The 21,872-nt window shown below is 43.8% G+C and carries 20 protein-coding genes; 13 read left to right on the forward strand and 7 right to left on the reverse strand.

Annotated elements, in window-relative coordinates; translation table 11 throughout:
- The first annotated feature begins 18 nt into the window (after positions 1 to 18).
- The gene (locus LRR81_RS14865) at positions 19 to 3,570 is read left to right on the forward strand and encodes a heparinase II/III domain-containing protein (RefSeq protein ID WP_231790169.1); all 3,552 of its coding nucleotides are present in this window, start codon (positions 19 to 21) and stop codon (positions 3,568 to 3,570) included.
- A 52-nt stretch (positions 3,571 to 3,622) separates the two neighbouring features.
- On the opposite strand, the gene LRR81_RS14870 is transcribed toward LRR81_RS14865, so the two are convergent.
- Entirely contained in the window at positions 3,623 to 4,399 is a 777-nt protein-coding gene (locus tag LRR81_RS14870; protein ID WP_231790170.1) for a PAS domain-containing protein, read from the reverse strand.
- Positions 4,400 to 4,579: 180 nt separating this feature from the next.
- Positions 4,580 to 5,587, reverse strand: a complete 1,008-nt coding sequence (gene mreBH, locus LRR81_RS14875; protein ID WP_231790171.1) for a rod-share determining protein MreBH — start codon at positions 5,585 to 5,587, stop codon at positions 4,580 to 4,582.
- A 568-nt stretch (positions 5,588 to 6,155) separates the two neighbouring features.
- Between mreBH and LRR81_RS14880 the strand changes: the two genes are divergently transcribed.
- The 3 genes from LRR81_RS14880 (at position 6,156) to LRR81_RS14890 (ending at position 8,350) form a co-directional block, all read left to right on the forward strand.
- Positions 6,156 to 7,076, forward strand: coding sequence for a DUF3298 and DUF4163 domain-containing protein (locus LRR81_RS14880; RefSeq protein WP_231790172.1), 921 nt, complete (start codon positions 6,156 to 6,158; stop codon positions 7,074 to 7,076).
- Between the two features lie 108 nt (positions 7,077 to 7,184).
- On the forward strand, positions 7,185 to 7,493 hold the full coding sequence (locus tag LRR81_RS14885; RefSeq protein ID WP_231790173.1) for a hypothetical protein: 309 nt from the start codon (positions 7,185 to 7,187) through the stop codon (positions 7,491 to 7,493).
- A gap of 83 nt (positions 7,494 to 7,576) precedes the next feature.
- Positions 7,577 to 8,350 (forward strand): SDR family NAD(P)-dependent oxidoreductase, encoded by a 774-nt coding sequence (locus LRR81_RS14890; RefSeq protein ID WP_231790174.1) that lies wholly within the window; start codon positions 7,577 to 7,579, stop codon positions 8,348 to 8,350.
- Positions 8,351 to 8,393: 43 nt separating this feature from the next.
- Here the strand turns inward: LRR81_RS14890 and LRR81_RS14895 are convergent, their stop codons facing one another.
- The gene (locus LRR81_RS14895; protein ID WP_231790175.1) at positions 8,394 to 9,368 is read right to left on the reverse strand and encodes an aromatic ring-hydroxylating oxygenase subunit alpha; all 975 of its coding nucleotides are present in this window, start codon (positions 9,366 to 9,368) and stop codon (positions 8,394 to 8,396) included.
- 142 nt (positions 9,369 to 9,510) lie between these two features.
- Here LRR81_RS14895 and LRR81_RS14900 point away from each other — a divergent pair, with 142 nt between their 5' ends.
- A complete protein-coding gene (locus tag LRR81_RS14900) occupies positions 9,511 to 10,530 on the forward strand; it encodes a Gfo/Idh/MocA family protein (protein ID WP_231790176.1) in 1,020 nt (339 codons plus the stop codon).
- A 46-nt stretch (positions 10,531 to 10,576) separates the two neighbouring features.
- Here LRR81_RS14900 and LRR81_RS14905 read toward each other — a convergent pair whose 3' ends face one another.
- A complete protein-coding gene (locus LRR81_RS14905; protein ID WP_231790177.1) occupies positions 10,577 to 11,503 on the reverse strand; it encodes an NAD(P)/FAD-dependent oxidoreductase in 927 nt (308 codons plus the stop codon).
- A 153-nt stretch (positions 11,504 to 11,656) separates the two neighbouring features.
- Between LRR81_RS14905 and LRR81_RS14910 the strand changes: the two genes are divergently transcribed.
- On the forward strand, positions 11,657 to 12,709 hold the full coding sequence (locus LRR81_RS14910) for an aldose epimerase family protein (protein WP_231790178.1): 1,053 nt from the start codon (positions 11,657 to 11,659) through the stop codon (positions 12,707 to 12,709).
- 357 nt (positions 12,710 to 13,066) lie between these two features.
- Here the strand turns inward: LRR81_RS14910 and LRR81_RS14915 are convergent, their stop codons facing one another.
- On the reverse strand, positions 13,067 to 13,612 hold the full coding sequence (locus LRR81_RS14915) for a hypothetical protein (RefSeq protein WP_231790179.1): 546 nt from the start codon (positions 13,610 to 13,612) through the stop codon (positions 13,067 to 13,069).
- An 87-nt stretch (positions 13,613 to 13,699) separates the two neighbouring features.
- Between LRR81_RS14915 and LRR81_RS14920 the strand changes: the two genes are divergently transcribed.
- The 7 genes from LRR81_RS14920 (at position 13,700) to LRR81_RS14950 (ending at position 19,831) form a co-directional block, all read left to right on the forward strand.
- On the forward strand, positions 13,700 to 14,296 hold the full coding sequence (locus LRR81_RS14920) for a TetR/AcrR family transcriptional regulator (RefSeq protein ID WP_231790180.1): 597 nt from the start codon (positions 13,700 to 13,702) through the stop codon (positions 14,294 to 14,296).
- Between the two features lie 79 nt (positions 14,297 to 14,375).
- A complete protein-coding gene (locus LRR81_RS14925; RefSeq protein WP_231790181.1) occupies positions 14,376 to 14,924 on the forward strand; it encodes a sigma-70 family RNA polymerase sigma factor in 549 nt (182 codons plus the stop codon).
- Positions 14,921 to 16,363: a DUF4179 domain-containing protein gene (locus tag LRR81_RS14930; RefSeq protein ID WP_231790182.1), complete on the forward strand. Its 1,443-nt coding sequence runs from the start codon at positions 14,921 to 14,923 to the stop codon at positions 16,361 to 16,363. The genes LRR81_RS14925 and LRR81_RS14930 overlap by 4 nt, the downstream gene beginning before the upstream one ends.
- Before the next feature lie 285 nt (positions 16,364 to 16,648).
- Complete coding sequence (chrA, locus tag LRR81_RS14935) at positions 16,649 to 17,827, forward strand: chromate efflux transporter (protein WP_231790183.1); 1,179 nt, start codon at positions 16,649 to 16,651, stop codon at positions 17,825 to 17,827.
- 113 nt (positions 17,828 to 17,940) lie between these two features.
- Positions 17,941 to 18,660 (forward strand): polysaccharide deacetylase family protein, encoded by a 720-nt coding sequence (locus LRR81_RS14940; RefSeq protein ID WP_231790184.1) that lies wholly within the window; start codon positions 17,941 to 17,943, stop codon positions 18,658 to 18,660.
- A gap of 60 nt (positions 18,661 to 18,720) precedes the next feature.
- A complete protein-coding gene (locus LRR81_RS14945) occupies positions 18,721 to 19,368 on the forward strand; it encodes a TetR/AcrR family transcriptional regulator (RefSeq protein ID WP_231790185.1) in 648 nt (215 codons plus the stop codon).
- Positions 19,369 to 19,426: 58 nt separating this feature from the next.
- The gene (locus LRR81_RS14950; protein WP_231790186.1) at positions 19,427 to 19,831 is read left to right on the forward strand and encodes a hypothetical protein; all 405 of its coding nucleotides are present in this window, start codon (positions 19,427 to 19,429) and stop codon (positions 19,829 to 19,831) included.
- 319 nt (positions 19,832 to 20,150) lie between these two features.
- On the opposite strand, the gene LRR81_RS14955 is transcribed toward LRR81_RS14950, so the two are convergent.
- Positions 20,151 to 20,972 carry a carbohydrate ABC transporter permease gene (locus LRR81_RS14955; protein WP_231790187.1) on the reverse strand — a complete coding sequence of 274 codons (822 nt, stop codon included), beginning with the start codon at positions 20,970 to 20,972 and terminating at the stop codon, positions 20,151 to 20,153.
- Positions 20,972 to 21,838, reverse strand: a complete 867-nt coding sequence (locus LRR81_RS14960; RefSeq protein WP_231790188.1) for a carbohydrate ABC transporter permease — start codon at positions 21,836 to 21,838, stop codon at positions 20,972 to 20,974. Before LRR81_RS14960 ends, LRR81_RS14955 begins: the two co-directional genes overlap by 1 nt.
- Positions 21,839 to 21,872 lie beyond the last annotated feature (34 nt).

Genomic DNA, 21,872 nt, shown 5'->3' on the forward strand with positions numbered 1-21,872 from the left:
CTAAAAAGGGCTGGGAAGATGATGGGAAAAAAGATTTGCCTTTTGCTGATGCTGTTTATTGTTTGTTTTCTGCTTTTTCCTAAACTGTCACTGGCGGCAGAAGGAGAAGAGGACACTCTTAACATTCAGGATTTTGAGAATATGAATTCGTGGAGAGGCATCGTTCCTGAAGGAACAACAGTCAAGCAGGGGACAGGTGCCGCAAGATGGAATGTATGCAAAGGCAGCATTTGCCAAAAATCAGTAGATATTTCAGAAATTCCCCATGACTGGAGCGGATATGAAACACTTGATATGTGGGTTTACTCAGAAGCTCCAGTGAACAGCAGGATTTATGCTGTTCTTGTTTCAGATAATGAACAAACGCCTCAACAGGATTATTACATTGCCTCCCTGAATGTCACATGGGAGGGTTGGAAAAAGATCAGCCTGCCATACTACTCTTTTAAAAAGGGCTACTCCCCGGCAGGATTTTCAAAAATTGATCAGCTTCGCTTTCACACTTCATGGTACGGAGAGACTCCAAACCCCAATATGAAACTTGTATTTGACCAAATCACTGCAGGTTATTCTCCTGCATCAGATGAATTGATCATAGACGGATTCGAAGACGCAAGAAAGTGGACATCTGTTACCGAAGATGCAGCCTATGTAAAAGAGGGCCTTTACAGTGGAAAATGGCAGGGCATGGACACGAAGAAATCCGTTCAAACGACCGCCATCCCAAAAGACTGGAGCAGCTATGACAAGATTGGCTGGTGGATGTATTCCGAAAAAGCTGCAAATTCAACGATATATGCAATCCTTGATTCGGATAATCCAGAAACAGAAGGCCTTGATTACTATCTGGCCGGAATTAAGCTCGATTGGACAGGATGGAAGCATGTTACACTGGAAAAAAGCAGTTTTTCTCCATCCCGGAAACCGCTCGGCTTTCAGGATATCCAGAAAATCACCTTTCATTCACAATGGTACAGTGACCAAAAGCCTGATCCGTCAGCAGTTGTGTATTTTGATGAGTTAAAGCTGATGAAAGAAACCTTTCAGGCTGCACCGCAGGAAATTCAGAAATCAGGAATACCTGGTTCCAAGCTGACTTATTTTTTCACGATACAAAATAAAACGCTGGAAAATGATCATTATGAAATAACGTCTGATGAACTTTCTGCAGACACGCTTTCCATTAGCGAGCCTCAGGGAGATCTTTTGCCTGGGGCTAAAAAAGAAATATCAGCAACCTATACGATCCCAGCGGGTTCTCTTCCAGGAGATGAAAAAGACATGACGATATCAATTATTTCACGGCTAAAGCTTGGAGCAAAATTTCAGGTGAAACTTTCGGCAAAGACTGCTGCTTATACGCCTTCTTCCCACCAGAGACCGAAATCGCTTGTAACAAAAGCAGAACTTGAAAGAGCGCAGGCAAGAATCAGCACCTATCAATGGGCAAAAGAAAACTGGAATGGCCTAAAGTCGGAAGCTGATAAATGGCTGACTAAAAATACGGGCGTTCCAAGAGAGCCTGGCGGACACGGAATGTGGTTTTTATGCCCCGACAGCTCACCGCTTGAGTATAATCCGGATAGCCCTGGCAGGCATTACTGTCCATCGGATCAAACGTTTTACAAGGGAGACTCCTATGATGCGGGCTGGAGATATTACAAGCATAATGAACTGATTAAAGCAGCTCGTTCGCTTGCTGCCGCATATGTAGCAAGCAAAGAGCAGAAGTATTCGGATAAAGCCGCCTCCATTCTGAAGGAATACGCTGATCTCTATCCGAATTTTAAAAAGCAGGCACGAGGCGGAAGGCTTTACTGGCAGACGCTTGATGAAGCGGTCAGCATGGTGGATCTTGCTTATGTGTACGATCTGCTTTATCACAGCCCCTCTTTATCTGCCGCAGATAAAGCGAACATTGAACTCAATCTGTTAAGACCTTCTGCAAAGACAATCAGCGAGTATGATATGGGGAAATCCAACTGGCAGGCATGGCATGATGCGGCCATCGGAGTCATTGGATCGGCTCTGGGTGATCAGGAAATGATTCATTTCGCTATTGATGGTGAGCATGGGTTTCATTACTTGATGAAGGAAAGTGTTTTATCAGACGGATTTTGGTGGGAAGGCTCCATTGCTTACCATATGTATTCATTAAGAGCCCTTCAATCGCTAGCAGATGCTGCAGAATCATGGGGTATTGATCTGTATTCTCATCCTTCGCTGAAAAAGATGTATGATCTGCCTCTTTATTACGCTTACCCGAACAGGGGTCTGCCGTTTAATAATGATGGCGGCACTTATGGCACTTCCTTGCTGGATCCTGTTTCAAAAAAAGGGAATTTTGATTATGAAGGAGCCTTTAAAGCCTATCATGACCCAAAATATGCCCAGCTCCTGACTGAAAAATACAAGATAACGCCAAGAGCAGGAGAATATGCACTTTTTAAAGGAGAAGATTCCATCCCTGATCAGAATGTATCTGACTGGCAAAGCAGAAATTTTGAAGGAGCAGGGCAGGGCCAGCTTAGAAACAGCAGCTTGTTTGCCTTAATGGACTACGGCCCTTACAGCGGGTCGCATGGACATCCGGATAAGCTGCACTTAGATTTCTTTGCTGATCAGGAAGCATTTGCTCCCGATTTTGGCACACCAAGCTATGGGCACACTCTTTATACAGGCTGGTATAAGCAGACTGTCAGTCATAATACCGTTACAGTAGACGGAGTCTCGCAAAAGGAAACAGAAGGAAAGCTCGATCAATTTGCTGCAGGCAGCAGCCTGCAGCTGATGAAAGCAAGTGCAGACGGCGCGTATCCAGGTGTTTCCTATACAAGATCCTTGCTGATGTGGGACCAAATGATTCTCGACATTTTCCAAGGCGAAGAAAAAGGGGCCATTCATCAATATGACTGGGTGTTTCATGGAATGGGAGAAACGTCTGTTTCGCTTGACCTTCAAAATAGGGCCTCCTCACCCGGCAGCAGAAATGGCTATCAATATGTAAAAAATCCGAAAAGTGCTTTTACAGGAAACGGGTTTCAGGCTGAATGGAAGCTGAACGGCAAAGTGCTGAAGGCGGCTTCATTGCCCGGCAGCCTGGAAGAAGCAATTCTGGCTGAAGGGCCTGGACCTTCAAGCGATCCGGCTGTTCTTACACCTGTTTTAATAGAAAGGCAAAACGGAGAAAAAGCCGTCTTTGAACATGTTTTTTATGCCGGTGACGAAACATTGGCTGCGGAAAAACTGGATGACAGCACATATGAAATCACTCACGGCAATGTAACAGACTACATTTTCTATAATATGGAGGCCGGAGAGGGGCAAATTGCCGCTGCAAAGGTTTCCGTTTTTAAAGGCAAGCCGAGACCTTTCGGCAATTTGAAAGTTTACAAAGCGGACGATGGAAGTGTGCTGAACATCTTAAAATCAAAGGAGATCCTGCCTGGTGCGAGCTTTATTCTGAAAGGAAATGTTCAAACAGCTATAGCAGGAATGGACTTTGCTTCTTCAAAGACAAATGGATGGACTGTAATGGAATTCTCCGCCCAGCCGAATAATGAAAAATAGCCATCTTGCAGCATGCGTCTCCTCTTTAAGAGGGGGCGCATGCTTTATGCCTTTAAAGCTGATTCAGAGAATGAAGTGCTTCCTTTACCGTCATAAACGTCTTGATGTTTCCAAGATGGGAAAACAATTCAGGTGTGCTTGATAGTATAAACTCTGCTGACACGCCTGAAAGCGCCATTTCAGTACCCATAAGGGAGAGCACTTGGTATAGCTTCAGCAAATTGGCGATTTCATCCTGCTCGACTCTTGAAATGCCTGAAAGATCAACAATAAGAAATTTGTTTTGGTGACTGGAAATGTAGGCCGTTGCTTTTTCAATCACCGATTCCGATCTTTCTGCAGTAAGTTCGCCGATGAGCGGGAGGATAGAAACATCCTCTGATAGCGGAACAATCGGTGTTGAAAGCTCTCTAATCTGATCAAGAGATTCAGCAAGCTCAGCCTGAAACACTTTTTGCTTTGTAATATCCTTTTGAAATCCAACAAAGTAATGCTTCTTTTCGCTTTCGATAAATATAGGCTCAATTATCAGCTCGTTCCAAAAGGCCGTGCCATCCTTTCGGTAATTTAAAATTTCAACCTCAAGATACCTTTTTTCTCTCACGGCTGTTTTAATTTTTTCAATAGCACCTGGATCTGTTTCAGCCCCTTGCAGGAAGCGGCAATTTTCCCCTTGCGTTTCTTCCCGGCTGTATAGTGTGAGATTTAAGAATCCCTGATTTACATAGACAATAGGATTATCGTGCAATGAAGGATCTGTTATGACTACACCAATCGAGGTAGAATTCAGCGTTTTTCTAATCAGTTCAATTTCCTGAATGCTTTCCATTCATTCGCCTCCTGATACTCTATTTTTTCTATTTTTACGGAAAATACAGGATTTGTCTATAGAAATGGCTATGGCTAACTGTCTTTCAAGCAGGCCGACCGTCCGAAAATAGCGGAAAAGCTCGAATACTATTAAAAAAAAGCGGCCGCATGGACCGCTTTCCTTCTTGGTGCTATGGGTTTATCTAGCCGCTTTTTGCAGCTTATGAATGACTGTGAGAGAGCGGCCGGTGCCGATCGCAACAGACTCAAGCGGGCTTGGAGCGATATGGACAGGAACAACGATTTCTTCGCTGAGCCAATCCTGAATACCATTAAGGAGTGCGCCCCCGCCTGTGAGGATCACGCCTCTGTCTACAATGTCCCCGCTAAGCTCTGGCGGGCAGTCTTCCAAAGTAGCCCTTATCGCTTCTAAAATATGAAGCAATGATTCTTTCATTGCCTGCTGTATTTCAGTAGATCTGAGCTCAATTGTTTTCGGAAGGCCTGTAACCAGATCTCTTCCGCGAACTTCCATTGTAATTTCTTCGTGGTCAGTCAACGCATAGCCGATTTCAATCTTGATCTGTTCAGCTGTTCTTTCACCGATAAGAAGATTATATTTTTTGCGGACGTATGTAACAATATCATCGTCCAGCTGATCTCCGCCGATGCGGATGCTGTGGCAGGAAACAATTCCGCCGAATGAAATAATGGCCACTTCTGTAGTGCCTCCGCCAATATCAACGACAACATTTGCCACTGGTTCTTCTACTGGCAGATCAGCACCAATCGCTGCAGCAACCGGTTCCTCAATTAAATGCACCGTTTTCGCACCGCAATTTTTCACCGCATCATGGATCGCTCTGCGCTCTACAGAAGTCGAGCCGCTTGGTGTACAGACGACAACGCTCGGCTTGCGGATGGAGAACCCAAGACTCTTCCCGGCCTTTTTCATGATTTGCTTCAGCATATCTGTTGTAATATCATAATCTGCTATAACGCCATCTTTTAAAGGGCGGATCGCCACAATTTTACCAGGTGTTTTTCCAATCATGTTCTTTGCTTCTGTTCCTACAGCAAGAACGGCTTTCGTCTCCGTATCGATTGCAACCACGGACGGCTCATTTAATACAATCCCCTTATTTTTGCTATATACAAGCGTATTCGCAGTTCCAAGGTCAATTCCGATTTCAGTATTAGAAAACATATACTTCACCCATTCTTTATAGAGTTCGAGTCTCTTAATAATCCTTCTCTTTATTATGTCGATTTCTGGGGGTTCATTGCAATGGTTGAGAATGGGAAAGAGTGCTTATGTGAAAAATAAATCATAAGTACCAGTAATTTCGAAAGATAATTTGTGTTATTCTGTGTGATTTTCTTCATTGGTCAAGGTCTTACTGCCTAGATATGCTGATGCCTTATCATCTCTCTAAAAAATGCTTTAAGAGGAAGAAGGCGCTTAACCCCTTCATACAAAAGAATTCAAGTGGTGATTCGCCAAAAGGGGAAATCCTCCAATAGACTCTTTTTTACCAGCTTAGTGACGAAAGGGGAAATCCGGTATTCCTCATTGTCAGATGCAGCAAATGAATCTGTATGCAGCAGAGCAGAGGGCATCAATCTATCCTAATGCATCTAGAAAAGGAAGATAATACTTCCAATTCCTTATTTTATCCAGTTTTCCTTTTTCTTTCGCCAGCTTTGCAGTATGATGAACCAGAGAATAAGTTTAGGAAGAATGTGTAAAATCTAAACAGAAACGAGGAATTCAAATGAAAAAGACTGCAGCCATCATTTTAGCAGCAGGCCTAGCATTAGGGGCGGCTCAGGTTCCTGTTCATGCCGCTTCCTCATGGGGCAGCCATGAGCTGAAAAAAGGCCAAATCGGAAGAGTAACAGCACTTCAAAACACAGACATCTATGTGAAATCAGGATCTCAATGGAAAAAATTCTCTGTAATGAAAAAAGGCCAGACATCTAGAGTTTATACAAACCGCAGCGGATCTTACGGTATTGGCGGAGGGAAGTTTGTTAAAAGCAGTGCAGCGGTTAAATATGAAACCCCTTCTAAATCAAGATATGAAGCAGTCAATGGATTAAAAATCGAGAAAGTTTCCTATCCGAATGCACCTATTTCCTATTTCAAGGTGAGCGGTGCTGCGAATGCTTCAGCTGAAAAAAAGATCAATGAAACCCTGAAAAAAGAAGCGGACAGATTGTATGCAGCCTACACCGATCTGAAAAAAAAGGAAGCAGAGGATAAAAAGCAATGGGAAAAGGACGGCAAGAATTATCCGTGGCGTCCTTATGAATTTGAAGGAACAGCGGAAGTGAAGTTTAATAAAAATCACTTGCTGAGTGTAGTGACCTACGGCTACGAATATTTCGGCGGCGCACATGGAATGACTGGCGCCCATTCACTGAATTTCAACACGCTGACCGGCAAGCAATTTCAGCTGTCAGATGTGATTCACAGTAAATTTAAAACCGTATCAGCTTACGTATTGAAAGATCTTAAAAATCATCAGGAGGAAAAGGGAATCGATCCTGGTCTGAAAAAAGTGGATATTAAAAACAGCTCCACATGGGTTTTTACTGATAAGGGAATTAAAATCATCTTTGGACAATACGAAGTTGGACCATATGCATCAGGCATGCCGGAAAGCACTGTCCCAATGTCTGTCTACCAATAATGCTTTTCTCCGAAAAGCGCTCTTGCAGCGCTTTTTTATTTTGCATGATTGCCTGAAAATACCAGGCTCCTTTAAAATAAGAGAAAATGGAAAAAGGAGAGGGAAGGCTTGGTCGATGGTCTTGGAATTCTACGGGAGCTGGCAGAACCGGCCATAGAACTCATCTTTGGTCTGAGGAGAAAGAAGAAAGTGAATGCTGCGCTTGTAGAGGAGCACCTGAAGGAACTGCGGGGGCATCAATGGTTTAGAGAGCTGTATGAAAACCCTGTCTATCATGATCATTTTATAAGCAATTCAAAGGTTATGAAGTATTTAGAGGACCGCATGAATGTTGAAGACCTAATCTTCATTAAAAGAAAGCGGGAAAAATTTAAAGAGCTGCTTGAAAAAGAGACAGACAGAAGGAAATCAGCCTAAAAGCGCTTAAAGCAGATACTTAGTGAAGCCCTCCTGCTGGTGTTAAAATGATAGAGAGTTATACATAGGGAAGGGTGATTCTAATGGTATTGCCATCTTTTCAGCTCAGCGGAAAAATTGCGCTGATTACTGGAGGAGGAAGAGGGATTGGACGGGCACTTGCCATCGGTTTTGCTGAGGCTGGTGCTGATGTCATCCTTTTATCCAGAACCGCGAAAGATCTTGAGGAAGTAAAAGGACAAGTGGAAGCGCTCGGCCGGAAAGCGTTCATCTATCAAACAGATGTAACAGTAAGGGAAGAGGTGGCTGAAGCCATCAGATCAGCAAAGGCGGAAGCCGGCAGCATTGATATTCTGGTTAATAATGCCGGAATGAACATCAGATCAAAAGCGATGGATGTAACAGATGAAGAATGGCGGCAGATCATGGATACGAATCTGACCTCTGCTTTCATTGTATCCCAGGAAATTGGAAAAGTGATGAAGGAGCAGGGAACAGGGGGAAGAATGATTAATATCGCCTCTGTCGCCGGACATCTTGCCCTGAGAACTGGTGTTGTATACGGTGCAACAAAAGCAGCGATGATTCAAATGACGAAAATTCTTGCTTTTGAATGGGGAAAGTACGATATCAATGTAAATGCCATTGGACCATGGTATTTTGAGACCCCGCTCACTGAAAAGCTTCTTCAGGATGAAGAGTATGTGAAGGATATCCTTGCTGTCACACCTTTAAAACGCATTGGACAGCTGCCTGAACTTGTAGGACCTGCCGTTTTTCTTGCCTCAGATGCGGCAAGCTACATCTCCGGCCAGACACTGTATGTTGACGGCGGCATGACAATTAACGGATTTTAAGGAAAAGCACCCTGCTTTCAAAGCGGGGTGCTTTACAAATCTATCAATAAACCTTTACAGGCTGATCGAGGCTGACATGTTCTTCATCAGCGGTCAGAAAATCAAACCATCTTTTTCGAAAGGCGATTTGCGGACCGTCTGCATAGACGTGGGCTTCCATCCGAAGTGCTTCAGGAATCGGCCTTGGATGCTGGCTTTCTACAACCGATTTGTCTTCATCCAAAACTTTTAGGCTGTATTTGGAAAACGTCTTATCCATAAATTTCAGTTTTTTCGCAAACGTCCTGCCCGCGTACCCGAAAATGAGCGTTTCTTCTTCGTCAACAGGCGTGAATGTCACATAATTAATGAAGGAATTTTTCGTCTTTTCTGATGGACGGAGAATCCATTGCTGCGGAAACCAATATTCAAGAAGCCCTCCGCCATTTTGAATCACGATTTGGTCGCCGTCATGTGTGTAAGGAAGATCCTGAATGGCCTGTTTTGATCTTTTTCCAATCGTTTTTTTATGAACAAAGCTTAAATGCGCCACATCCAGAACGCTTTCTACAACTCTCGTAAAATGGGCTTTCCATTCAGCCTTGTAGGGGGACAGCCGGTATCTTGCATCTTCCAAGTCTGGCATGATTTGAAAATCGGGAACTTCCTGATCCGAGGCTGGCTTTGGGTAAACCCAGATGAGGCCGGCATGCTCTGTGACCGGAAAAGAAGCCGTATGGGCAAATTTCGGGATTGGCTTGCCAGGCTGCGAAGGAATTTCCTCGCAGTCCCCTTCGCCATTAAATTCCCACCCGTGATAAGCACACATCAAGCGGCCGTTTTTCACACATCCAAGAGACAAATCAGCTCCTCTGTGTGGGCAATAGGCATGGAGGGCATGTGCCCCGCCTTTTTGATCCCTGTAAAGAACCATGTTTCGGCCGATTACTTTTTTCCTGACCGGCTTTTTCCCGAGCTCGTTTGAAAATCCAACAGCATACCAGGAACAAGGGAAAATACGGTTGATGTTTTCTTCCATTTAAAACTGCTCCTTTCATTGCCGCTTTTCTTTCATTATAGTAAAGAAGAAGAGCGCGGTCGAAATAAAATGCGCTGTTTTACTTTTTGATACGCTCTGTTTAAATTGACTGTACAAAAAATGACTAGCAAAGGGGTAAATCATGATACGGACAGCATTACTCAGCAAATGGCATGTTCACGCAGAGGAATACGCCCAAATGGCAGCAGAAAACAGCAGCATTGAAATTGCGGCTGTATGGGATGAAGAAGAGGAAAGAGGCAGAAAATGGGCTGAAGAACTGGGAGTTCCTTTTGAAGGTAGCCTGGGCCGTATTCTTAAGAACCCTGAAATACATGCTGTGATCGTCTCTGCTCCAACAAATCTTCACAAGGAAGTAATTTTGCAGGCTGCAAGAGAGAAAAAACATATTTTCACAGAAAAAGTTCTGGCCTTTACCGCTTCAGATTGCATGGAAATCTATGAAACAGTGAAAGAAAATAAGGTCAAGCTGATGGTTTCATTGCCAAGATTGACCTTTCCTCACTACAGGTTCGCAATGGAAGCAGCTGAAAGCGGCGTACTTGGTAACATAACGAGCATCCGCTGCCGTGTAGCTCATAATGGCGCTGTGCCTGAGGAAGGGAAACCCAATGGCTGGCTTCCTGCTCATTTTTTTGACAAAGCTGCCTGCGGTGGAGGAGCACTGATTGATTTGGGAGCTCATCCTATCTATTTGACCAACCGGATCGCAGGTGAAGCCAAGGCTGTTACAGCATCATTCCAATACACCTTTGGGCATGATGTGGAGGATTACGCAGCTGTAATGGTAGAATATGAATCAGGCATTCACGGAATCATCGAAACGGGTTTTGTCTCTTATGGAAGCCCTTCTTTGCTTGAAATCTATGGAACAGAAGGAACACTCCTGATCGAGGAGGAGCAGATTCGTTTAAAAAGCATTCATAAAAATAACGGTGAATGGAAGAGCACTGAATCTCTGCCATCACCTTTGCCTATGCCGATGGTGCAGTGGACAGAAGACATTGCCAATGACAAAGAACCGGATATTACAGAGTGGGATGTCCTGCACCTGACTCTTATTAACGAGGCCGCCGCTTTATCGGCTGAAAAAAAGGGCACAGTAGAAGTGAAAGACTTGACGAGATCTATGAACAGCTAAAAAGAAAAAAGACAGCGGCCCCAAAAATGAGGGAAGCTGTCTTTTTTTAGCGGTGAGTCACTTTTTCCCAATCCTCGTGAATCATGTCATGGTCCATTGCAACCCCTGCTTCATATCCTTCACCTGCTGCTCCTATTAATGAAGTAAAGGCATTTTTGGCATCTCCGACCACAAATAATCCTTTCATTTCTGTCAGACCATGACCGATCGTTTCATATCCGCCTTTTCGAGTGGTCTGGATGCCAAGGTTTCCGGGAATATTCGTTGCTTGATGCTGGCCGGAATTTTGGATAAACCCATATTTACGGGAGATGGTTTCGCCATTTTCCAGCACCACCGACTGAAGCATTCCCTTTTCTGACACCAGTTCTTTTACAGGTGTTTCAACAAGGCGAATGCCATGGTTTTGAATATCTCTCCGATCTTCATCTGAAACAGGCGAGCGGCCATTTGTAAACACGATTAAATCCTTGCTCCAGTTCCAGATGATTGCGGCGAACTTCAGCAGCTTTTTACCCTCGCCAAACACTGCGAGTGGCTGATCCTGATGCTCCCAGCCATCACAGTATGGGCAAGTAAAAACAGATTTGCCGTAAACCTCGTCAAGGCCATCTATATCAGGCAGCTCGTCTTTCATGCCTGTAGCAATAATCACTCGTCTGCTGTATACAGCTTTGCCGCTTTTAGTATAAGAAAGAAAGAGACTGCCTTCTTTTTCGATGGAATCAATGCAGTCTTTTTCAAATTCAACCTGCTGATACTTGGAAATCTGCTCTTTCGCAATTTGCCGGAGCTTCATCGGTTCTATTCCATCTCTAGTCAAAAAACCGTGCGAATGCTTGACTACAGCATTGCGCGGTTTATCATCATCTACAACGAGAACTGTCCGCCTCGCTCTCCCCAGCACAAGAGCGGCGCTTAACCCTGCCGGACCTCCCCCTGCAATCAAGACATCATACATATGAGCGGTCACCGAAATCCCTCCGTTATTCCATTCTGTTAACTTTAATCTTTACCCGCCTGCACAAATTAAAACCATCCCTTTTAAGAAAAGTACGGCTCGAATGTGTTATTAGCAGGCGATCAGGGTAAAGAGTACGAAAAACAGATAGGCGAGTGAAAGAAAATGGAGATAGAGAAAAAGCTTTTTGCAAACTTGAATGACAGACCTGTCTACTCTTTTACTTTGAAAAATGATCACGGAATGGAACTGACCTGTATTGAGTATGGCTGCATAGTGACAAAGCTGCTCGTGCCTGACAGAGAAGGCAAGTTGGAAAATGTGGTGCTCGGATATGAGAAAATGCAAAATTACCTGGATCATTCCCCTTATTTCGGAGCTATTGCGGGAAGGGTAGCAGGAAGAATCAAGGAAGGTAAATTCACACTGGACGGAAAAGAGTACCAGCTTGAAAAAAATATGGATAACCATCATATGCATGGTGGAAGCGAGGGCTTCAGCCATAAAATATGGGCAGGCATACCCGAAAAACATGATCATGCTCTTTCTGTCACTTTTCATTATATAAGCCGATCAGGGGAAGAAGGATATCCAGGCACCGTAAATGCGGCCGTTACCTATACACTGACAAACCAAAACGAGGTTCTGCTCCGTTATACAGCTGATACAGATGAGCCGACTATCCTGAATATGACCAATCACACCTATTTCAACTTAAGCGGCGGACTGGACAGAAGCATCCTGCAGCACGAGCTTTTCGTCAACAGTGATTCTTACCTGGAACTGAACGAGGAAAGTCTTCCAACAGGCAAGCTGGCTTCAGCTGAGGGGACACCCTTTGATTTTAGAAGCTACAGGAAATTAAAGGATGGAAAGGAGTCAGATCATCCCCAAACCGTTCTTGCCGGAGGCGGATTTGACCATCCGCTTATCCTTAATGATGGAAAAGACGAGCCGCCGATTGTTCTGGTAGACAGAAAAAGCGGGCGGGTGCTGGAAATAGCAACTGACCAGCCATGTGTTGTGCTGTTCACAAGCAGCCAGATGAAAGATGATGCAGAACTGCAGGAAGGCGTCCAGGTGCAGGAGTACCTTGGTGTCTGCCTTGAAACCCAAAAGCATCCCGATGCTGTGCATCACGATCATTTTCCTTCAATTGTTGTGAGGGAGGATGAAACATACGAAGCGAATACAAAATGGACATTTAAAACTGAATAGCAAAGAGGGCTGCCGGAATGATTCGGCAGCCCTTAGTAATGCGATCGGTATATAAGAATGTCCAAACTAGAATGCTTGTCGGGGCTGAACAAGCGGCTTCCGCTTTTTTTGATCCAGCTAAAGCCGCTAGCCCCTCGAGGTCATAAGCCGCTCATTCAGAGAAAGGAAAACCCGCCTTTCTCCAGCTGATCGTCTTATGCTTGTCGGGGCTGAACAAGCGGCTTCCGCTTTTCTTGATCCAGCTCCAGCCGCTAGCCCCTCGAGGTCATAAGCCGCTCATCCGGAGAAAGGAAAACCCGCCTTTCTCCAGCTGATCGTCTTATGCTTGTCGGGGCTGAACAAGCGGCTTCCGCTTTTCTAAGCAGAGTGAGTGTTTTCTTTTCTCGGCCATAGTGTAAAGCTGAAGCTGTATAAAAAATCCGCACCAAGAATAATCGTCCAAAGCAGCATTAACTGCTGAAGCGCTGCCGTTCTTTCAGCATCATTAATAAAAAAGATCATCCCGGCAAGAAATAGACAGCCGATAGTCCAGGCAAGCAAATGCCTCAGCCATCCGGTTCTTTCCTTTTTAGCGTGATCTTTTCCATAAGCGGCCTTCTTTTTAGGCTTGGAACCATCCCCGAACCGATAAGCAAACCGCTCATCCATCCAAGCGATCATCTGATGGCCGAATGCGATGGTCGTGCCGATGTAAATGGCTGCAAGACCATGGAAAGTATCTGCTTGTGCGCCATTTTTTAAGTCAATCACAGTAGCTGCAGCTAAGATTAAATCTACAATAGGGGTGCAGAAAAGCAATATGGCGCCAAGCTTTTTCTTTTTCAATAAGTACCGGGAGGCTAACCCTGCAAGAACAAACACCCAAAATCCAATTTCACACCCTAGTATCAGCCAGCCAATCATATAGACCTCTCCTTTTTTAATACGTTTGTATTAATTAATAATATAACACATATGTATTAAATAAAACAGCCATGATATAATAAAAACATGCCAAAAATTGTAGATCATGAAAAACAGCGTGCAAGAGTAGCCGAAGCCGCCTGGAGGGTGATCAGCCGGGACGGAATGGAAGAAGCAACTGTAAGGAACATAGCCAAGGAAGCCGGCATGTCAGCAGGCTCCATGCGGCACTATTTTTCCACGCAGTCTGAGCTTCTTGCTTTCTCCATGAAATTTGTTTCTGAAAGAATTAAAGAAAGAGCACTTGCGGCAGACACAAGCGGAGATCCTCTCCAAGCAATGGAACGGCTGCTGCTTGAGGCGCTGCCAATGGACAAGGAAAGAAGGGACGAAACGGAGGTGTGGTTTGCCTTTATTGCGAAGGCATTTACAGATAAAACCCTTCAGCCTTTGAGCAGAAGAATTCATGAAGAACTGCTTCACGGGATGGAAAGCATCGTTGCAGGTCTTGTAAAGCTTTCGCTTGCCCCTGAAAGCACCGACATTAAGCTTGAAGCTCTCAGGCTGCACAGCCTGATTGACGGCATGGCCATGCACAGTGTCATGAATCCGGAAGCTCTTCCGCCTGAAAAAATGAGAATCATTGTGAGGGACCATCTTAGATCATTGCTGAAGAAAGCATAGCGAATTCGCTATGCTTTTTTAAAATTCCTTGAACCAATACTTGGAGCATGATCGTCTAAGATATGGAAGGGGGAAGAGAATGAATGACGGCAAATTAACAAATGAAGAAAAAAAAGCTGATAAAAATGAATATCTGAACCAATTGATGTCCCAGTATGGAGATGAATTATCTTATCTGGTCTATTCCTATGTAAAAGATATAGAAACGGCCAAAGATCTTGTTCAAAATTCGTTCGTTGCGGCCTATTTGCAGCTGGACAACTTTGAAGGAAGGTCTTCTGCGAGAACATGGCTTTACCGGATCGCCATAAATAAATGCAAGGATCATTTGAAAAGCGCCGCTTATAAAAAAATGCGTTTAACGGGTGAATTGCCTGAGCTGATTGATCTCGATAAATCACCAGCAGAAACAGCTGAAAGGAAAGCTCAATCAGCAGCCATTAAACGAGCAGTTTTTAGACTTCCTTTGAAATACAGAGAAATCATTGTGATGATGTACTATCAAGAGCTGACCATTAAAGAAATAGCTGAAATATTGAAAATTCCAGAAGCATCTGTCAGGACGAGGCTGAGGAGAGCCAAGCAGAAATTAGAACCTTTGCTTAAGAAGGAGGGTGCAGCAGAATGAAAGATCCGCTGGACGGGATAAAGGGAATGCTGTCTGCTGAAGAAAAAAAACAGCTTAAATTTTCAGCAGATGATAAACAAATAGTGATGGAAAAGATCACAAAAGGTGTACAGCCGGAAGAAATGCCGCCATCAAAGAATGGGAAGTGGGCTGCAATGATCCTAACCCCTGCAGCCATTTTAATGTTTGCAGTGCTGATTCTTACTCAAGCTCCAGTAGAGGAAAAAGAAGAAATGGCACAATTGCCTTTTACGAAAACACTGCTTGGACAATATGGTGATAAAGGAATCAAAATTGCTTTGTTGGAAAAAAATCGGGTGCAGCAGATCAATAAATCGTCAGAGGATAAGGGGATAAAAGTTACAGTGAAGGAAGTGTTTTATGATGGCTCGAGAATAGTGATCGGCTATTCCTTTGTTTCGAATAATAAAAACCACATTCCTTCTGGAGATGATCTCAGTATATCGGTAAATGGAAAAAAGATTGAAGGAAACTATATGGTTTATGGTGATTCCAGGGAAAAAGGAAATACGACGATTCACATTAAAACAATTGAGTTGAAAAAGCAGCTTCCTAAAAAGTTTACCCTTGGAGTAAACCTGCAGACAGTTAGTATAGTCGGCAAAAATGGTCCAGGATCATTACAAGAAGAGAAAGGAAAATGGAGTATTACATTTCCGGTTGAACAGCATGGATATGTGTATCATTACAAACCTGCACGACCTGCATCAGCATCCTCAATTACAGGCGAAATTAAAGTAACTGAGATCAATTTTTCATCGAGCGGCACACAAGTAAAGATGATGACAAAGCCAAAGGGTAATGCAGACGGTATGACTGAATTTCTTCTTTTTGACGACAAGGGAAATCCCATTAAAAGAATAAGCAGCGGACAGAGCATACTCAATAAAAAAACCTCCTACTATGAAAAGCAGGACTTTTATGAGCCATTAAAACAAATTCCTAAAAACGTCAAGGTTATCCCGCTAACAACACATATTGAACCAGATGTACTTAAAAAAAGTACTGACAGTCTTATTAAGATTTCCGCAAAGAGAATAACCGATGATCTTCCGATTTATATACCGCAGGATAAAAATGGAGGCCTGATTGTGAATAAGGTGGAGGATAAAGGAAACGAAATATGGGTTCATTATCAAGTTAAAGGCAGCTTTATTCCAATCAGAAAAATGAATGTTGGCCTTATTAATGATCCAGGATACGATATTAGTGATGGAATAAAAGAAAAAGATCTTATTCATCAAGTATATGATAAAAACTATCCGGAGTATGGAAGCAGCTATAACTTTGAAAGAGAATTTATTGCAAAATATAAAATTCCTTACAATAAGAACTTACTCTTCATAGCCAATAAGCAAATGCAGCCACTCTATCCGGAACTTACCATTGACATCCACAAAAAGGATTTAAAAAAATAGAAAAGAGCCATCTCAAACGGAGATGGCTCTTTTCCTGCAAAAGTTATTTCTTTCTCCGCCGCAAGTCAAGAATTGTCTTAATCATCACTAAGAAAACCAGAAAAAAGAATACACCCGCAAAAAAGAATACTTGTAAAAAATCTATGATCATCCCGCCCTTTTTTATTAATTGCTACCCCAAAGTTTACAAAAGCCATATAAACTTAACAAGAAATCCATATTGGCTGCTCTATAATAAGGCTAATGCACTAATTGTACTTAAACGAATGAGAGGATTATGAAAGTATGAACAAATTAAGAAAGCTATTGGAAATCCTGCTGGTTTCTTTCAAGCTGGGGTTAACATCATTCGGAGGCCCTGTTGCCCACCTTGGATACTTTCATGAGGAGTATGTCAAAAGAAGAAAATGGATTGACGACAAAAGCTATGCTGATTTAATCGGACTATGCCAGTTTCTCCCCGGTCCTGCAAGCAGCCAGGCCGGAATCGGAATTGGCATTCTGCGGGGCGGGCTGCTCGGCGGATTGGCTGCATTTGCAGGCTTTACTATACCATCAGCTGCAGCAATGATTCTATTTGCCCTTTTTTTAAATCACGCTCACCTCGGTGATGCAGGGTGGCTTCACGGCCTGAAAATTACCGCTGCAGCTGTAGTGGCACATGCCATTCTTGGAATGGGTAAAAATTTAGCGCCTGACCTGCTAAGAAAAGGGATTGCCCTTTTTGCCTCTGTGTTTATACTTTTCGTGCCTTCTGTTTTCTCACAGGTCATCGTAATCATCTTGGCAGGCATTACAGGCTATATTCTATTACATACAGAAAAAACAGCTTCTTCTGATTCTTATCATTTTCCCGTTTCAAAAAGAACAGGAGTCATCTGTCTGGCTATATTTATTTTGCTTTTGGCAGGGCTCCCTGCTTTAAGTCATACCATATCCAACAAGTGGCTCAGCCTATTTGACAGTTTTTACCGCTCGGGATCTCTTGTGTTTGGCGGAGGGCATGTCGTGCTTCCGCTTCTTGAAAAAGAATTTGTTCCGGCAGGCTTGCTGACAAAAGAGCAATTTCTTGCAGGCTACGGGGCTGCTCAAGCTGTGCCTGGACCGCTGTTTACCTTTGCCTCTTACATTGGTGCAGCAATAGGGGGATGGCGGGGCGGCATCCTGGCAACAGCGGCCATTTTCCTCCCTGCATTTCTTTTAATGATCGGAGCCCTGCCGTTTTGGCAGGCTTTCAGGCAAAATGACAAAATGAAGAGCGCAATATCAGGCATAAATGCAGCTGTGATTGGGATATTAATTGCCGCGTTTTATCAGCCCATTTGGATGAGCTCCATTATAAAACCGGCAGATTTTGCCCTTGCTGCTGTTCTTTTCAGCCTTTTGTCCTTTTGGAAGCTGCCGCCATGGGCAGTTGTTGTTGCGGGGATTGCAGGAGGCATCCTTCTTCCATATATCAGCTAGGAAGCTGGGCACGAAAATGTGTCCAGCTTTTTTCATAAGCAAAAGAATGGAAGAGGAGCCATTAATCCATACTAGTGAAACATTCGTCTTCCCGTGGAAGGAGCTGCAATCTTATGCTGAGGATCAAGGGACTGCTTACCGCCATCATATGTACAATCTTCCTATCGCAAACAGGAACAGCAGAAGCAGCCATTTTAAAAAGAGAAAATCTTGAGAAAACAGGCATTGTTTACTGGGACAAACGCTCAAACGAAAAATTGGCAGCTTTGACATTTGATGACGGACCTCACCCCAAGTATACAAAGCAAATCCTGAACATACTGAAGGATGAATCTGTAAAAGCTACCTTTTTCCCGATTGGCTCAAAGCTTGCCAAATACTCGGGCATAGCGGAGAGGATTGCCCTCGAAGGCCACGAAATCGGAAATCATACAATGAATCATGTTTACCTTTACCATACAAAAAAAGAAGAAATGAAGCTGGAGATCCTTCAGGCAGAAGAGCAGATTAGAGCTCTTCAGCCGCTCGGACCAAAATATTTCCGCCCGCCTGGAGGAATTCTTGACTGGCAGGCGTTTCACATTGCTGCAAAAGAAGGATACAAAATTATTATGTGGTCCTGGAATCAGGATCCGGAGGACTGGTCCGCACCAGGGAGCCAAGTGATTGCGAGCAGGGTAATAAAAAATATACAGAACGGGGATATCATTCTCCTTCATGATGGCGGGGGTAATCGGAAACAAACGGTTTCAGCCCTGAAAATGATCATTCCAGCCTTGAAAAAGAAAGGATACCGTTTTGTAACCGTTTCTGAAATGCTGAATGCGAAATAGTTTCCTTATCAGTTGATAAAATGGTTTCTGTCCGTTATAGTTTGCTTAAAGGAGTAACACATGACAGAACTGAAAAGAAAGAAAACGAGAAATCATATGACCATTCCTGAAACAAGGCGAATGATTGTTCACACGGCGCGAAAACTGTTTATGGAATACGGCTACAGGGCAGTCTCAACAAGGCGGATAGCACAGGAATGCGGGCTGACGCAGCCTGCACTCTACCACCACTTTTCAAATAAGCAGAGTCTGTATCTTGAAGTGATCCGTACTGAACTTGAAACGAATAAACATGGGCTTGAGCGTATTGTGAAAAGATACGATGATACAAAACAAATGCTCTTTCACATCGTGTCATTCATTTTGCTCCACAAACCGGAAAATTTATCGCAGATGATGCATGATATCTCACATGAACTGCAAAAAGAACACCTTCCCGTCATCGCAGTATGGTGGAAAGAGGCTTACATGGATCCTGTTAAAGGGATATTTGAAAAGGGAATGGCAGAAGGAACATTCAGAACCCGTTCGCAATATGGCCTAAACCCGGAAAATGCCGCCCATATGCTGTTAAGCATGATGAGTCATCCTGATCCATCGGTCTCAGAAACAGCATCACTGGATGAAATGAAAAAGGCAGCAGAAGCACGAGCTGGTCTTATAATAGAAACAATATTTTTTGGCATGCTTTCAGACAAAGAAAAGTAAATGCTAAGTTTGCATATTACTTATCACTCGATAAGGGAAAGAATCACGGGGAGGAACTATGAAGGCAAAAACAGCAATAGATTTTTCCTATTTCAGCAGCCAGCGGATTCTCAAAATGGAACTGAAAGGGCATTATCCCTTTCTGCTGACATTTGATCACGGAGGGATTTGCATCGAATGCCCTTGGAGGCTTGTGAGGCACGGATCTCTTGTCTTGGGGCAGACAGATTTATTGTCTGCAGGGGAACAATATAAAGAACAATTAGAGGAACTGCTTGTCGGAACAAAAATTGTTAAGGTTGCATGGCTTGAAGGAACAAGCATGCTGCGCATCCATCTCGAAAATGACTGCATTTTGGATTTATTCCACAATAGTGTCCTTTTTGAAGGCTGGGATTTGTTTGGGGATAACGGTTTTTCGTTTATTTCTTTGCCTGGCGGGGAGTATGATTTTTCTCATTAAGGGTTGTGGAGCCGGATATTTTAGTACCTGTCCCCCAGTACTGTGCAATAAGAAAGACCTGACCCCATCTCTCAAAACCCAGCAATGATGCAGGTTCACAATAACCATCACGTGTCCTGTTTTCCTTTAACGCACTGAGGGACAGGTTGCCGCATTGGCGTTCCTGCCCCCCGGTTCTATGCAATAGTAAAGGGCTGTCCCCATTCAAATAAGCCTTATAACAGAAGGAGTTGGGAGTGCTTCCTCTCTGGCCCCTTCTGCTTTAACGCAGCGGGGGCCAGGTCACCCCTTGCATATGGGGGACAGAGACATCCATCCCTCACTTAATAGCCCCCTTCGTAACCCCGCTGATCATCCACTTCTGAGCAATCACATACACAAGAAGCATTGGCGCAAGAGCGAGCAAATATGACGAGAACGCCAGGTTATAGTCCGTACTGAACTGTCCTTGGAAAACAAACTGGACGAGCGGCAGTGTTGAAAAGTTTTTATCACTGATAATAACAAGCGGAAGCATAAAGTCATTCCATGCCCATAGTGCAGTTGCGATGGCGACTGTCGCATTCATAGGCATCAGGAGCGGGAAGATCACTTTCCAGAATACTCCCCATGTGCTGGCGCCATCAACAATCGCCGCTTCTTCCAGTTCTTTTGGAATGGAGCGGATATAGCCGACATAGAGAAACACGTTAAATGAAAGGCCGTACACCGTGTAAAGGAAGATCAGTCCCACTGGATTATCAAGATGCCAAAGGGCTGTCTGCTTGACGATTGGCAGCATAATAATGGGAAACGGAATGAACATGGCGCTGACAAAATAATAAAAAAGAGCTTTGTAAAACTTTTTGTGCATGTTCCGGGCAATGGCATAGGCGACCATTGAATTTGTCAGCAGTGTTAAACAGACGGTCATTACGGTAATGAATACGCTGTTTCCAAGCGCCCTGAAGAAATCGGTCATGACGATGGCCTTGGCGAAATTGTCGAAATGCCAGTGCTGGGGCAAGGAGAGCAGTGATTGAGACATTTCTTCAGGAGTTTTTAAGGCAATCGTCACTGTCAGGTATAAAGGGAACAAAATCAGCAGTGAACCAAGAATCAATAGCAGTGTAGCCGGCCAGTTTGTTTTTTTGGTGTCCATTACATTTCAACCTCTCTTCTTTGCAGATAGCGCAGCTGAATGACCGATACGATGACAATGATTAAGAAATAGATCACAGCGTTTGCTGACTGATAGGCAAATTCCCCGCCTTCAAATCCTCCTCTGAAAATAAGAAGGGAAATGGATTCTGTAGAAGTTCCAGGACCGCCTCCTGTCATAGCCATTATTTGATCAAATACCATTAAGAAGTTTTTCAGGGAAAGTACCATGTTTATCGTAAAAAAAGCAGCAATCATCGGGAATGTAATGCTCCAGAACTTTCTCCAAACCCCTGCGCCGTCAATGCTTGCTGCTTCATAGAGATCATCGGGAATTGTGACAAGTCCTGCAAGATACAAGATTGTATTAAATGCCACAGCCTGCCAGACAGCGACAATTACAATGCCGATCCAGGCGAGATCAGGGCTTCCGAGAATATTTTCAGCCAGTGCCTGAATGCCGAGACCCTTTGCGATATCCGGCAGAAAATAAGTAAAGATAAAATTAAATATATAGCCGACAATCAAGATGCTCAGGATGTTCGGCAAAAAGTACAGGGCTCTCAAAGTTTTATGAAGTTTAATTTTGCTGTTCAGCCCTATGGCGACAACCAGGCTGAATACGTTAACAAGCAGGGTGGAAATAATGGCAAACTTAAAGGTAAAGCCATATGCCTGCAAAGCGCGTTCATCTTGAAAAACGTTTAGATAGTTTTTAAAGCCGACAAGGTCCCAGTCTCCGTATCCCTTGTAGTTTGTAAAGCTGTAGAAAATTCCCTGCAGAGCCGGATAGGAATGGAAAATGAAAAATAAGGCCAGAGCAGGAACTGTCATGATAAGAAACGCTTTATTTCCTGATTTTTTCATATGCTGTACGCCCTTTCCTAGTATCCGCTTACCG

Source organism: Metabacillus kandeliae, assembly GCF_021166585.1.
Classification (GTDB): domain Bacteria; phylum Bacillota; class Bacilli; order Bacillales; family Bacillaceae; genus Metabacillus_B; species Metabacillus_B kandeliae.